The organism is Peribacillus simplex, assembly GCF_001578185.1.
Taxonomy (GTDB): domain Bacteria; phylum Bacillota; class Bacilli; order Bacillales; family DSM-1321; genus Peribacillus; species Peribacillus simplex_A.
The window spans coordinates 46664-59058 of record NZ_CP011008.1; the positions used below are offsets into that span (position 1 = coordinate 46664).

Annotated in this window: 16 protein-coding genes; all 16 read left to right on the forward strand. The window is 40.1% G+C overall.

Annotation, left to right across the window (positions count from 1 at the left end; all coding sequences use genetic code 11):
- The first annotated feature begins 50 nt into the window (after positions 1-50).
- The 16 genes from rnmV (at position 51) to UP17_RS00310 (ending at position 12350) form a co-directional block, all read left to right on the forward strand.
- Positions 51-614, forward strand: coding sequence for a ribonuclease M5 (rnmV, locus tag UP17_RS00240; RefSeq protein ID WP_061440322.1), 564 nt, complete (start codon positions 51-53; stop codon positions 612-614).
- The gene (gene rsmA / locus UP17_RS00245) at positions 607-1485 is read left to right on the forward strand and encodes a 16S rRNA (adenine(1518)-N(6)/adenine(1519)-N(6))-dimethyltransferase RsmA (RefSeq protein ID WP_061440323.1); all 879 of its coding nucleotides are present in this window, start codon (positions 607-609) and stop codon (positions 1483-1485) included. Before rnmV ends, rsmA begins: the two co-directional genes overlap by 8 nt.
- A 201-nt stretch (positions 1486-1686) precedes the next feature.
- Positions 1687-2565, forward strand: a complete 879-nt coding sequence (gene yabG, locus UP17_RS00250; protein WP_061440324.1) for a sporulation peptidase YabG — start codon at positions 1687-1689, stop codon at positions 2563-2565.
- A 313-nt stretch (positions 2566-2878) separates the two neighbouring features.
- Positions 2879-3130: a biofilm formation stimulator Veg gene (veg, locus tag UP17_RS00255; protein ID WP_061440325.1), complete on the forward strand. Its 252-nt coding sequence runs from the start codon at positions 2879-2881 to the stop codon at positions 3128-3130.
- Between the two features lie 151 nt (positions 3131-3281).
- On the forward strand, positions 3282-3458 hold the full coding sequence (locus tag UP17_RS00260) for a small, acid-soluble spore protein, alpha/beta type (RefSeq protein ID WP_061440326.1): 177 nt from the start codon (positions 3282-3284) through the stop codon (positions 3456-3458).
- A 323-nt stretch (positions 3459-3781) separates the two neighbouring features.
- On the forward strand, positions 3782-4651 hold the full coding sequence (gene ispE, locus UP17_RS00265; RefSeq protein WP_061440327.1) for a 4-(cytidine 5'-diphospho)-2-C-methyl-D-erythritol kinase: 870 nt from the start codon (positions 3782-3784) through the stop codon (positions 4649-4651).
- A gap of 61 nt (positions 4652-4712) precedes the next feature.
- Positions 4713-5537: a pur operon repressor gene (gene purR / locus UP17_RS00270; protein WP_061440328.1), complete on the forward strand. Its 825-nt coding sequence runs from the start codon at positions 4713-4715 to the stop codon at positions 5535-5537.
- Positions 5538-5550: 13 nt separating this feature from the next.
- Positions 5551-5925 carry a RidA family protein gene (locus tag UP17_RS00275; RefSeq protein ID WP_061440329.1) on the forward strand — a complete coding sequence of 125 codons (375 nt, stop codon included), beginning with the start codon at positions 5551-5553 and terminating at the stop codon, positions 5923-5925.
- A 197-nt stretch (positions 5926-6122) separates the two neighbouring features.
- Entirely contained in the window at positions 6123-6419 is a 297-nt protein-coding gene (gene spoVG / locus UP17_RS00280; RefSeq protein WP_034316332.1) for a septation regulator SpoVG, read from the forward strand.
- A gap of 665 nt (positions 6420-7084) precedes the next feature.
- Positions 7085-8458 (forward strand): bifunctional UDP-N-acetylglucosamine diphosphorylase/glucosamine-1-phosphate N-acetyltransferase GlmU, encoded by a 1374-nt coding sequence (glmU, locus tag UP17_RS00285; RefSeq protein ID WP_061440330.1) that lies wholly within the window; start codon positions 7085-7087, stop codon positions 8456-8458.
- Positions 8459-8473: 15 nt separating this feature from the next.
- Positions 8474-9427 carry a ribose-phosphate diphosphokinase gene (locus UP17_RS00290; RefSeq protein ID WP_061440331.1) on the forward strand — a complete coding sequence of 318 codons (954 nt, stop codon included), beginning with the start codon at positions 8474-8476 and terminating at the stop codon, positions 9425-9427.
- 240 nt (positions 9428-9667) lie between these two features.
- Positions 9668-9826 carry a hypothetical protein gene (locus tag UP17_RS27235; protein WP_155727171.1) on the forward strand — a complete coding sequence of 53 codons (159 nt, stop codon included), beginning with the start codon at positions 9668-9670 and terminating at the stop codon, positions 9824-9826.
- Between the two features lie 5 nt (positions 9827-9831).
- The gene (locus UP17_RS00295; RefSeq protein ID WP_061440332.1) at positions 9832-10035 is read left to right on the forward strand and encodes a type 2 periplasmic-binding domain-containing protein; all 204 of its coding nucleotides are present in this window, start codon (positions 9832-9834) and stop codon (positions 10033-10035) included.
- Positions 10036-10554: 519 nt separating this feature from the next.
- Positions 10555-11193 carry a 50S ribosomal protein L25/general stress protein Ctc gene (locus UP17_RS00300; protein WP_061440333.1) on the forward strand — a complete coding sequence of 213 codons (639 nt, stop codon included), beginning with the start codon at positions 10555-10557 and terminating at the stop codon, positions 11191-11193.
- Between the two features lie 261 nt (positions 11194-11454).
- A complete protein-coding gene (gene pth, locus UP17_RS00305; protein ID WP_061440334.1) occupies positions 11455-12015 on the forward strand; it encodes an aminoacyl-tRNA hydrolase in 561 nt (186 codons plus the stop codon).
- A gap of 104 nt (positions 12016-12119) precedes the next feature.
- Positions 12120-12350 carry an anti-sigma-F factor Fin gene (locus tag UP17_RS00310; protein WP_061440335.1) on the forward strand — a complete coding sequence of 77 codons (231 nt, stop codon included), beginning with the start codon at positions 12120-12122 and terminating at the stop codon, positions 12348-12350.
- The last annotated feature ends 45 nt before the right edge of the window (positions 12351-12395 follow it).

A 12395-nucleotide genomic window follows, 5' to 3' on the forward strand; every position in this document is an offset into this window, starting at 1 on the left:
TTTATCAAGAGCTAAGCAAAGCGCTTGCGCTTTTCTGTATGGAGGAAAACATGAAAAAGATTAAAGAAATTATTGTTGTAGAGGGTAAAGACGATACGGTAGCGATTAAAAGGGCAGTAAATGCTGATACAATCGAAACGAACGGTTCCGCTGTGAATGATTCCTGTATTGAGCAGGTGAGGCTGGCACAAAAGACACGTGGGGCCATCATTTTCACAGACCCTGATTTTCCTGGTCAAAAAATCAGGAATATAATTTCAGAACAAGTAAAAGGCTGTAAACACGCCTTTTTAACGAAGAAGGAAGCCCTTCCTAAGTCAGGGAAAGGGATAGGTGTGGAACATGCTTCTCCTGAGGCAATTCGTAATGCTTTAAAGGAAGCCCAATTAATGGATGAAGAGGCTTCGGAAGAGATTTCACAGCAGGATTTAATAGATGCAGGTTTAATTGGAGGATCCGGTGCCAAGGAGCGAAGGGAAAAACTTGGTTTTATTTTGAAAATCGGGTTTACCAATGGTAAACAGTTATATAAAAGGCTAAAAATGTTCCAAATATCAACGGAGGCTTTTGCTGAAGCGATCGTACAGATAAACCAGGAGGAAAAAAATGAATAAGGATATTGCAACCCCTGTCAGAACGAAAGATATATTGAAGAAGTACGGATTCTCCTTTAAAAAGAGCTTAGGTCAGAACTTTTTAATCGATACGAATATCCTGAAACGTATTGTCGAACATGCAAATTTAACAGAGGAAAGCGGCGCCATCGAAATTGGGCCGGGGATCGGCGCCTTGACTGAACAACTAGCAAAAAGCAGCAAAAAGGTTACGGCCTTTGAGATTGATCAGCGTTTATTGCCCATCCTATCGGATACACTGTCTCCTTATAACAATGTAAACATCATTCACGGGGATGTACTAAAGGCTGATGTTAAGAAGGTCATCGAAGAAGAATTTGCTGGCTTCTCGGACCTAATGGTGGTTGCAAATCTGCCTTACTATGTCACGACGCCCATCATTTTAAAGCTATTGTCTGAGGACCTGCCCATTAGAGGCATCGTATGCATGCTGCAAAAAGAAGTGGCTGATAGAATTGCCGCTAAACCTGGGACAAAGGAATACGGTTCTTTATCCATCGCCATTCAATATTATACTGAAGCGGAAACAGTGATGATTGTACCCAAAACGGTATTCATGCCTCAACCTAATGTTGATTCAGCTGTAATACGCCTTACTAGGCGGGTTAAGCCGATCGTCGAGGTCCTTGATGAGGATTTCTTCTTCATTGTGACCCGGGCGAGCTTTGCACAGCGTCGGAAAACGATTTTAAACAACTTAACCAGTCAGCTTCCAGATGGTAAATCGAAAAAAGAACTAATACTTGCCGCTCTCGAAGCCTCGGAAGTGGATCCGTCAAGACGGGGAGAAACACTGAGCATCAAAGAGTTTGGACGCTTGAGTGATGCGTTATTGCCAAATTTCAAATAAATCAAATGTAAAAATTCAAGCCGGAAATGGGATCACTCCCAGCTTCCGGCTTTTTTCTTTTGAAATTGGCCTAACATGAATGGAACGTACCCAAAAATGTAGTCAATCCCCATCTTTCACCATTCAAGAATGGTTCGCATAACTTAAGAATGAAAATAAACTAGGGCGGGCTGAAAATAAGTCTTCTCATGGGGTGGGGCCATGAATATTCAAATAAACGATATTGTTGGTCGGGTTTCTTATAAATGCGACGTGTTGTTCCGGGTAATCGATATCCGCGATATTGATGGAAGACGTGAAGCAATTCTTTATGGGGAAGATATCCGGCTGATTGCAGATGCACCTTTTCAAGATTTAATGATCATAAATGATAATGAAAGAAATGATAGGCAAAGGTCGAATGAGGTACTTCAAGAACAATCAGACCGCTTATTAACACAAGATCTGGAGCTGCAACAACAAAAAAACGGCTATCAATCCAGTAATGGCTATCGTTATAGCGGTGAATATTTTCAGATACCAGGTAGGGTCCTCCATGTTGATGGGGATGCATCTTACTTAAGGAAATGCATGGATCTATATCAGAAATTCGGTATTCCGGTCAACGGTATCTATTGCAATGAAAAGGAAATGCCCCAAAGAATCGGGGGGTTACTGGACCATTATCGGCCGGATATCCTTGTTGTCACCGGTCATGATGCTTATTCAAAATCAAAAGGACCAATGTCCGATATCAATGCCTACCGTCACTCTAAGGACTTTGTACTGACAGTTAGAGAAGCGAGAAGGAAGGTTTCTCATTTAGATCAACTTATTATCTTTGCCGGGGCATGTCAATCTCACTTTGAATCGCTGATCCAAGCTGGGGCAAATTTTGCAAGTTCCCCTTCCCGTGTAAATATTCATGCTCTCGATCCAGTATATATAGTCGGAAAGATAAGCTTTACGCCTTTTTCTGAGCATCTTCATGTATGGGATGTCCTTCGGAATACATTAACGGGAGAGAAGGGCTTAGGGGGAGTTGAGACAAAAGGGGTGTTGCGGACAGGGTTGCCTTTCAAGCCATTTCAGGAAGAATGAACGGGCTGCATTTTGAAAGAATGCAGCTTGCTTTTATCGTGTCAGAATTCGGATATTATCAACAAAAACCAGGGTTTTTGTTGAGTGATGCCACTAGGTGAGGATTAAATTACGAAAATTCGGCTTAATAAATAATGAAATAGTTCGTTTACATAATTTTTCATTTCCCAGGATATAATAAAATTGTTCGCGATTTTGCCGGATTTCAGATAAAAATATATTGACTACATTTTTAAGTGCTGATATAATTTATTATTTTGTTTGCGTATATTTGTAATTTGTGATATACTTAACTTAGTGAGGTGGACCGAAAATGCCAAAAACTCTAGCTGATATTAAAACTGCACTTGATTCAAACCTAGGTAAAAGATTGCTCTTAAAAGCAAACGGTGGAAGAAGAAAGACTGTAGAACGTTTTGGAACTTTGGCGGAAACTTATCCGGCTGTTTTTGTAATTGAGCTCGACCAAGACGAAAATGCGTTTGAAAGAGTATCTTACAGCTATGCGGATGTTTTAACGGAAACCGTAGAACTAACATTTTTAAACAAACAACAAGAGATTTAACTTAGACGAGGCAGCGAACAATTTTTGTTTGCTGCTTTTTGTTTTTTTAAAATATCCTGTGAGCTCCAATAAAGGCTTAAAAAGGATGTAATGAAATAGCGTATGATGCAAACACTAGGCATGTGACAGCATGTGAAAGGGGTTGTTTCGCTTGGGCAGGAAAAAAGGGATTATGTCAAACGATCTTAAAGAGGAATTGGCAAAAGAACTTGGATTTTACGATGTTGTCCAGAAAGAAGGCTGGGGAGGAATCCGGGCCAGGGACGCAGGAAACATGGTGAAACTTGCGATCGAAAAAGCGCAACGTCAATTGGTGAACAAAGAGTAAGATAAACACTTAATTGTATCATGCTGTCATACTGAAAGAAGCCAGACTCTTTATACAATGTATAGCCCTATTCATTTTTGCTTACATTGTAGATAAGGAGTCTGGTTTTTTTATGTATCGGTAAATGCTATATATGGATATGTAGCAAGTCTTTTGGGAAGCAGGAATGAGTTGATCTCCCATGTACCTACATGTGTCTATTCTCCTCTAAAGGTCATCTTAGCTTCATTACATTGAAATTACGGTGAAAAAACCTTTAGAATATAAACAAATATGATAGAATAGGACAAGAACTTTTAAGAACGTTAAAGTAGGTGGACATATTGAAGCTTATGGAAAAAGCCCCGGCTAAAATCAATTTGGCTTTGGATGTGCTTTTCAAACGGCCTGATGGGTATCATGAGGTGGAAATGATCATGACGACAGTCGACCTTGCCGATAGAATTGAACTAAAGGAAATTAAGGGAAATCATATTCAAATTCTATCCCATAATCGATTTGTTCCGGATGATCACCGGAATTTAGCTTATCAAGCCGCATTTATTCTAAAGGAACGTTTTGGTATCAATAAAGGTGTTTCTATAACCATAGAGAAAAATATACCTGTAGCTGCAGGACTTGCTGGTGGAAGCAGTGATGCTGCAGCTACCTTGAGAGGCTTGAATAGACTGTGGAAGCTTGGTCTTTCCATGGATGAACTTGCGGAAATAGGAGCTGAAATTGGCTCTGATGTTTCATTTTGTGTGTATGGAGGAACGGCATTGGCAAGAGGGCGCGGTGAAAAAATCACGCATCTCCCTGCACCGCCAAAATGCTGGGTCATCTTGGCCAAACCGACAATCGGCGTTTCGACTGCTGATATATACAAAAGGCTCCAAATTTCTAAAATGGATCACCCAGATGTACCTGGAATGATTTCGGCTATTAAGGAAAATAATTATCACGATGTATGTCAGGGTTTGGGCAATGTTCTAGAACAAGTGACATTGCAGTTATACCCAGAGGTTGCGAATATTAAAGATCAAATGAAAACATTTGGAGCAGATTCGGTCTTGATGAGCGGAAGTGGTCCGACCGTTTTTGGTTTGGTGGAGCATGATTCGCGGATGCAAAGAATTTATAATGGACTTCGGGGATTTTGTGATCAAGTCTATGCGGTCCGCTTATTAGGTGATCGAAACAATCTTGAATAGAAACGTACATTAGTGGTATAGTTGCTATATAATATTCGGAATTCACAAAGGGGGTGTCTCAATGAAATTTCGTCGCAGCGAGAGGCTAGTCGATATGACCAATTATTTATTAGAACATCCAGGGGAACTTGTTTCGCTGACTTATTTTGCTGAAAGGTATAGTTCGGCAAAATCCTCGATCAGTGAAGATTTGACAATCATCAAAGATACCTTTGAACAACGCGGGATAGGTTCTTTAACAACTGTTCCCGGTGCAGCAGGTGGAGTGAAGTATATTGTTTCCATCAAGGAAGCTGAAGTCAATACCTTCATTGACGGATTATGCGATACGATCGCTAGTCCCGAAAGGTTACTTCCTGGCGGCTATCTATATATGACAGACATATTAGGTCATCCACAAACCGTGAATAAGGTTGGAAGGATAATCGCTTCAATGTATGCCAAGAAAAATGTCTCTGTCATTATGACAATGGCAACTAAAGGGATATCATTAGCATACGCCGTGGCAAATTATTTGAATGTTCCAGTTGTCATTGTAAGTAGGAATAATAAAGTAACGGAAGGTTCTACAGTGAGCATCAATTATGTTTCAGGCTCTTCAAAGAGGATTCAGACGATGGTACTCTCTAAAAGAAGCTTGGTTGAGGGTTCGAATGTATTAATTGTAGATGATTTCATGAAGGCTGGGGGTACCATTAATGGTATGGTCAGTTTATTGGATGAATTTAAGGCAACAGTTGCCGGAATTGCGGTGCTGGTCGAATCCGAACATACTGAAGAATGTCTTGTCGAGGACTATGTTTCACTGATCAAGTTGACCCAGGTGGTCGAAAGAGACAAAAAAATCAATGTCAGTCGTGGGAATTATTTTTCGCAAAAGGAATAGGGGGAATCATTTCATGAAAACGATACATACGGATGAAGCACCGGCAGCGATCGGCCCATATTCACAAGGCGTGATCGTGGATAAGTTATTTTTCAGTTCAGGACAAATCCCTCTTACTGCTTCTGGTGAGATGGTAACAGGGAATGTTAAGGAACAGACACACCAGGTCTTTAAAAATCTCCAAGCTGTATTGAAAGAAGCGGGAGCCTCATTGGAAACTGTCATTAAAGCTACGGTATTCATTAAAAGCATGGACGATTTCGGTTCGATTAATGAAATATACGGAGAATATTTTTCAAGTCACAAACCTGCTCGCTCTTGTGTAGAGGTTGCCAGGCTTCCTAAAGATGCACTAGTGGAAATAGAAGTGGTTGCGCTCGTTAAATAAACGGGCGTTTTTTTGTGAATTTTTTTAAAGGGAATTTTCAATGGGCAATTTCCCTGTAATATAAGGGTGATTTTTAGTATTTTTGAAAACTAGGCTGAATTTTCTAAAAAACTTACAGATAATAGAAGGAGTTCACGTTTTTTTGTTGAATATGTACTTTAAGTTTTAACAACAACAAAAAGGGATGGTGAGCTTAAATGGAAGTAACTGACGTAAGATTACGCCGTGTGAATACGGATGGTCGTATGAGAGCTATCGCATCAATTACACTGGATAATGAATTTGTGGTTCATGATATTCGTGTAATCGACGGAAACAATGGTTTATTTGTAGCTATGCCAAGTAAACGAACTCCAGATGGAGAATTCCGGGATATCGCTCATCCAATCAATTCCTCGACACGCGGGAAAATTCAAGAAGCTGTCTTGACAGAATATCATCGATTGGGAGAACTTGAAACTGAATTAGAGGAAGCTGGAGCAGGAGCTTCTTAATTAACCTTGCCTTAAAACTTTAAATTTATAATTCGTGCACCTAGAGCCTACTTCATAAGTAGTGCTCTTTTTTATTTTATTCGGAAACGATAAGTTTAGAACTTATCCCCTTTTTAGACAGGAATTTGTTTAATTTGGCAGATAGTGTAATGATCACGGTGCTATCTTCAAAGGTTTAAGTACCCGACTTTTTTATTTTTTAAACCTTTTTTATTCATCCTTATATTGCCTCCCCAAAAAAGCGGGATGGACAGAATTGCATTAACGGAGTTTACTATACCTCTAATGACCTGAATATGAAATGGATCTGTAACTGAGTTTCGGAATGGGCATTAACAAAGGATGCAGTGGTTCCTAAAGGCATGTACATAGGGCATAATGCGATCAGGGTAGTGTTTTGGGATAATGAGGGTAGCTTGTGTTATAAAGGGGAGAAGACATGGTTTCTGTATTATGCCAATAATGAATATAACATGGACCAGGCATATTATTATTACTTGAATGATTTAAAAGAAGACTAAAAGGACCAATAAAAATGTTTTTAAGGCTGCGAAAATTTACCTTTGCGGTTGACAATTATATGTACTTTTAATTGTTACCTTGAAAAGAATCACTATTTGAGATAATATTTTTAGTGGATAAAAAGGTGAAAATGGAGGCCTGTTATGAGTAATCGCTATGCAATAATATTGGCCGCTGGGCAAGGTACTAGGATGAAATCTAAGCTTTATAAGGTTTTACACCCTGTTTGCGGAAAACCAATGGTACAACATGTCATCGATCAAGTCAATCAACTTCAAATAGAAGATATTGTAACAGTTATCGGCCATGGAGCTGAAAAAGTTCAAGAACAACTTGGTGATTCATGCGAGTATGCCTTACAAGGTCAGCAATTAGGTACGGCACATGCTGTAATGCAAGCGGAAAGCGTTTTATCCGATAAAAGTGGAACGACCCTTGTTATTTGCGGTGATACGCCTTTGATCAAAGCAGAAACGATGAAAGAGCTTATAGCATTGCATGAGCAGAGTCAGGCGAAAGCAACAATCTTAACAGCATATGCAGATAACCCTGCTGGCTATGGAAGGGTCCTTCGCGGTGGAGGCGGACTTGTAGAAAAAATCGTCGAGCATAAGGATGCCACTGATGAAGAAAAATATGTTAAGGAAATAAATACCGGAACATATTGCTTCGATAACCAAGCATTATTTAGCGCGCTGAAAAAAGTTTCAAATGAAAATGTCCAGGGAGAATATTACTTACCGGATGTTATTGAAATTTTAAAACAAGAAGGCGAAGTGGTGACGGCCTTCCAATCAAGTGACTTCGAGGAGACATTAGGTGTAAATGACCGAGTGGCTTTATCGCAGGCTGAGCAAATTTTACGGAAACGCATCAATGAATCGCATATGAGGAATGGCGTAACAATCATCGATCCTCTTACTACGTTCATTGAAGCGGATGTGCAGATCGGACAGGATACGGTCATTAACCCTGGGTCATGCATAAAAGGAAATAGTATTATCGGGCAGGATTGTTTGATTGGCCCGAATACAGAAATCAAAAATTGTGAAATTGGTGATGGAACGGAAATCCTCCAATCGGTTGTACACGAAAGCAGTATTGGAAGTTCTGTTAAAATCGGTCCTTTTGCACATGTTAGACCTCAATCAGAGATTCAGGATTCCGTTAAAATCGGTAATTTTGTAGAAATTAAAAAGACCGTTTTTGGCAAAGGAAGCAAGGCCTCCCATTTGAGTTATATTGGCGATGCAGAGGTTGGGGAGAATGTTAATATAGGCTGCGGATCTATTACCGTGAATTATGACGGGGAAAATAAACATTTGACGAAGATTGAAGACAATGTCTTCATAGGCTGCAATTCTAATCTTGTTGCACCTGTGACGATAGGAGAAGGAGCATATGTAGCTGCAGGGTCAACCATCACTCAAGATGTACCGCAGGAAGCTCTATCCGTTGCTCGGGCTCGTCAAGTTAATAAAGAAGATTATGTCAAGAAATTGAAATTTAATAAATAACCGACGGAGGTCAACATGTCAAATCAGTATTTAGATCCTAATTTAAAAGTATTCTCTTTAAATTCAAACTTCGATTTAGCTCAAGAAATTGCTGCTGCAATCGGTGTTGAGCTTGGAAAATGTAGCGTAACAAGTTTCAGTGACGGTGAAGTTCAGATTAATATTGAAGAAAGTATTCGTGGCTGTGACGTTTACGTAATCCAATCAACAAGTCAACCAGTCAATGAAAATTTAATGGAACTTTTAATTATGATCGATGCTCTTAAACGTGCTTCAGCTAAAACGATCAATATCGTAATGCCATATTACGGTTATGCCCGACAAGATCGTAAAGCGCGTGCGCGTGAACCAATTACAGCTAAACTAGTTGCTAATCTTTTAGAGACAGCTGGTGCCCACCGTGTAATTACATTAGATCTTCACGCGCCACAAATTCAAGGTTTCTTCGATATTCTGATTGATCACCTTGTAGCTGTTCCGATCTTAGCGGATTTCTTCAAAGAAAAAGATTTAAGTGATATCGTCATCGTTTCTCCTGATCATGGTGGTGTAACACGTGCACGTAAAATGGCAGATCGCCTAAAAGCACCGATTGCCATTATCGATAAGCGCCGCCCAAGACCGAACGTGGCTGAAGTCATGAACATCATAGGTAATATTGAAGGGAAGACAGCTATCCTGATTGATGACATCATCGATACTGCAGGTACTATTACACTAGCGGCCAATGCACTTGTAGAGAATGGTGCTAAAGCAGTTTATGCTTGTTGTACACACCCGGTCCTTTCAGGTCCTGCCATCGAAAGGATTCAAAATTCAACAATCAAGGAATTGGTCGTAACTAACTCGATTGCCCTATCCGAAGATAAGAAAATCGATAAAATTGTGGGACTTTCTGTAGCACCGTTGATTGCAGAGGCAATTATTCGTGTCCATGAGGAACAATCAGTCAGCACATTATTCGATTGATAACAATAAAGTAACCAAAACACGGCGGGCCTATGGGCTCGTCGTGTTTTGGTTCAAACCATTCTTTCGAAAATAATTAATTCATAGTTGAGTAGGTCATACAACTGAACGCCGACCGGACTACCGAAGGCCCCTTTTCAATTACCATTGAACATTAGGCGTTTTTTGCCCTACTGTCATATTGGTGAAGAAAAGGAGCCTTTTATTTTAGATAAATAGTTCAAGAAGGGTGTGAATGAAATGTGTGGCGAGCATCCTCATGCTGATATTAAGTGGATATGCGGGGGGAAAAAACAGTTCCAAAAAACGAAAGGGTCGGATAATGCCATTCGAATCGGTTATCATAAATTCGGGTCGTTAATCTTTAAAAATCAACAGGGGAACTGGAAGCGCATTTAAAACATATGGGATATACCGTCGATTGGACTCCAGCAGGACCCCGGCTACTTGAAACCTTGAATGTCCAGCCTGATTTTGGGCTTACAGGGGAGGCGCCACCGATATTTGGACAGGCAGCCAAAGCTTCACTTGTCTATATGGCTAAACAGCCAGCAAACCCTTCAGGAGAGGCTATCGTCGTGCAAAAGAATCACCCATTAAAAATATGAAAGATTAAGGGGAAGAAGGTTGGTTTAAATAAAGGCTTTGATGTTCGTCAAAAGCTTTGGAGGAAACTGCTCTCACCTCTGGGAATGCTTTGACGAGGATTGGCATCTAAAGCTGATTGAAGAACGATAGAGGAAAAAGGACTACTTGACTGCCTCGCTTGTTACAAATGCTGCAGAAGCCGTACTGCTTTTAAGACCTAGTCCTATTAATCGGAAAAGGGGTCATGAATAAGGAAATCAATCTGCCGAGACCACGGCAAAGGACAATATTCAAAAGGAGCTGCCCAAATACTTAACAGAGTCATGCAAGTTAGGGGTGAAATGGAAAACAAAGCGATTCACGCTTAAACCAAAAAAAAAGAATGAAAAAGTTTTTTGCAGGAAATTCCTTTGTTTACCATATGTTTATACTGTTATTGTAGCCTTCAGTTTCTATCTTTCATGTTTAATGCCTCGCCATTTAGGGAAATGTTAAATATAGAGAAACTTGTAATTTATAATTAGGAAGGCGGAGGATGTATGAGTAATTTATTAGCTGCAAAGGAACGTACGGATTTAAAACAGTCCAATTTAAGGAATTTGAGGGAAAGCGGCGAAATCCCTGCGATAGTATATGGCAATCAAAATGACAGTACAGCCATTTCGGTCAATAATATTGAACTTCAAAAGACAATAAAGGAAATAGGCCGTAATGGTATCATTTCTTTGGACTTGGAAGGAACGAGTTATAAAGTCATGCTCTCTGACTATCAAAAGGATCCTATAAAGAACTTCATTTATCATGCAGACTTTTTAATTGTAGATATGTCCGCTCAATTACAGGCACAAGTTCGCATTAACCTTGTCGGTGTTTGTAAAGGCGTTAAAGACGGTGGTGTCCTTCAGCAGTCTCTTCATGAAGTGACGGTGACGGCTAAACCTAATGACATTCCTGAATCCATCGACGTTGACGTTACCGAACTACAAGTAGGGGATACAATCTACATATCTGATATCGAAACGAATCAGCAAGTTACTATCGACAATGATGGTGAAGAAGTTGTTGCATCTGTTTTGGCTCCTCGTCAGGAAGAGGAAATAGGTACAGGTGAACAGCAAGATGGAGGTATCCCTGAAAATGCAGAGGGCAGGGAGACAAAAGCTTCACCAGAGTCATGATGCCGGGATTAAACAAGTGAATCATGATATAATAGGCGTAGCTCTTAATGAGTTACGTCTTTTCAATCTCTGGATGCGTTTATTCAAACTGTGCCATTTTTAGGGATTGATTCCTTTAATTAGGGTTTATTTCTAATTAGTTCTCCGGTCGCTTGCAGTCCAGCTTGAAATTAGGGTACTATTTTTCTAAGGTCAATGATCTTGGAAAAAACTTCGTCCCAACGTAACTCCCTAAATAACCGTAATGACGGAGTGTGAATCATGAAAATTATTGTAGGGTTAGGGAACCCAGGTAAACAATACGAAAAAACCCGGCATAACGTCGGATTTGAAGTAATAGATGAGTTATCCAGAAAATGGTCGATCCCACTTGACCAAGCAAAACATAAGGGGATCTATGGTGTGGGAATGGTAAAGGGAGAGAAAGTTTTATTGCTTAAACCCTTAACCTACATGAATTTATCAGGAGAATCCATTTCGGCAGTCATGCATTTCTTTAAGGTGGATATCGCGGATGTAGTCATTATATATGATGACCTTGATTTGCCTCCAGGGAAGCTTCGCCTTCGTCAAAAAGGAAGTGCAGGCGGTCATAATGGGATAAAATCTTCAATTGCCCATTTGGGTACCCAAGAATTCAATCGAATCAGAATAGGCATTGGCCGCCCGATAGGCCGTATTCCAGTACCTGATTATGTATTAGGGCGTTTTACTCCTGAGGAATGGGATCATGTAGGGGCAACAATCGAAAAAAGCGCAGCTTCTTGTGAAGCCTGGATGGAAAAACCATTTATACAGGTCATGAACGAATATAACCAATAGGCAAAGAGTAGATATAAGTAAAGAATAATTCTTCCTGTTTCGCTGAATAAATCCCCTCTACTTTTGTACATACTAACACTATTACTTAAATAGGGGGTTACGAAATGGCTCTCCATTATCGATGCCGACATTGCGGAACTAAACTGGGCTCAATCGAGGCACACTCACTGAGTACGGAGCAGTTAGGTTTTAATCAACTTACCGATGAAGAGCGACAAGAGATGATCGTTTATGATTCTGAAGGGGATATGCATGTAAGGGCGATATGTGAAGATTGTCATGAATCGCTGCAGAGAAACCCTGAATTATATGAAAACGATTATATTATTCATTAGCGGAAGAGGGCTTTGGACAAAATCCAAAGCATTTTTCCGTTTGTC

Bases quoted from the DNA above. Each gene is read 5' to 3' on its own strand.
- rnmV (WP_061440322.1), top strand. From the start codon at position 51: ATGAAAAAGATTAAAGAAATTATTGTTGTAGAGGGTAAAGACGATACG.
- rsmA (WP_061440323.1), top strand. From the start codon at position 607: ATGAATAAGGATATTGCAACCCCTGTCAGAACGAAAGATATATTGAAG.
- yabG (WP_061440324.1), top strand. From the start codon at position 1,687: ATGAATATTCAAATAAACGATATTGTTGGTCGGGTTTCTTATAAATGC.
- veg (WP_061440325.1), top strand. From the start codon at position 2,879: ATGCCAAAAACTCTAGCTGATATTAAAACTGCACTTGATTCAAACCTA.
- purR (WP_061440328.1), top strand. From the start codon at position 4,713: ATGAAATTTCGTCGCAGCGAGAGGCTAGTCGATATGACCAATTATTTA.
- UP17_RS00275 (WP_061440329.1), top strand. From the start codon at position 5,551: ATGAAAACGATACATACGGATGAAGCACCGGCAGCGATCGGCCCATAT.
- spoVG (WP_034316332.1), top strand. From the start codon at position 6,123: ATGGAAGTAACTGACGTAAGATTACGCCGTGTGAATACGGATGGTCGT.
- glmU (WP_061440330.1), top strand. From the start codon at position 7,085: ATGAGTAATCGCTATGCAATAATATTGGCCGCTGGGCAAGGTACTAGG.
- UP17_RS00290 (WP_061440331.1), top strand. From the start codon at position 8,474: ATGTCAAATCAGTATTTAGATCCTAATTTAAAAGTATTCTCTTTAAAT.
- UP17_RS27235 (WP_155727171.1), top strand. From the start codon at position 9,668: ATGTGTGGCGAGCATCCTCATGCTGATATTAAGTGGATATGCGGGGGG.
- UP17_RS00295 (WP_061440332.1), top strand. From the start codon at position 9,832: ATGGGATATACCGTCGATTGGACTCCAGCAGGACCCCGGCTACTTGAA.
- UP17_RS00300 (WP_061440333.1), top strand. From the start codon at position 10,555: ATGAGTAATTTATTAGCTGCAAAGGAACGTACGGATTTAAAACAGTCC.
- pth (WP_061440334.1), top strand. From the start codon at position 11,455: ATGAAAATTATTGTAGGGTTAGGGAACCCAGGTAAACAATACGAAAAA.
- UP17_RS00310 (WP_061440335.1), top strand. From the start codon at position 12,120: ATGGCTCTCCATTATCGATGCCGACATTGCGGAACTAAACTGGGCTCA.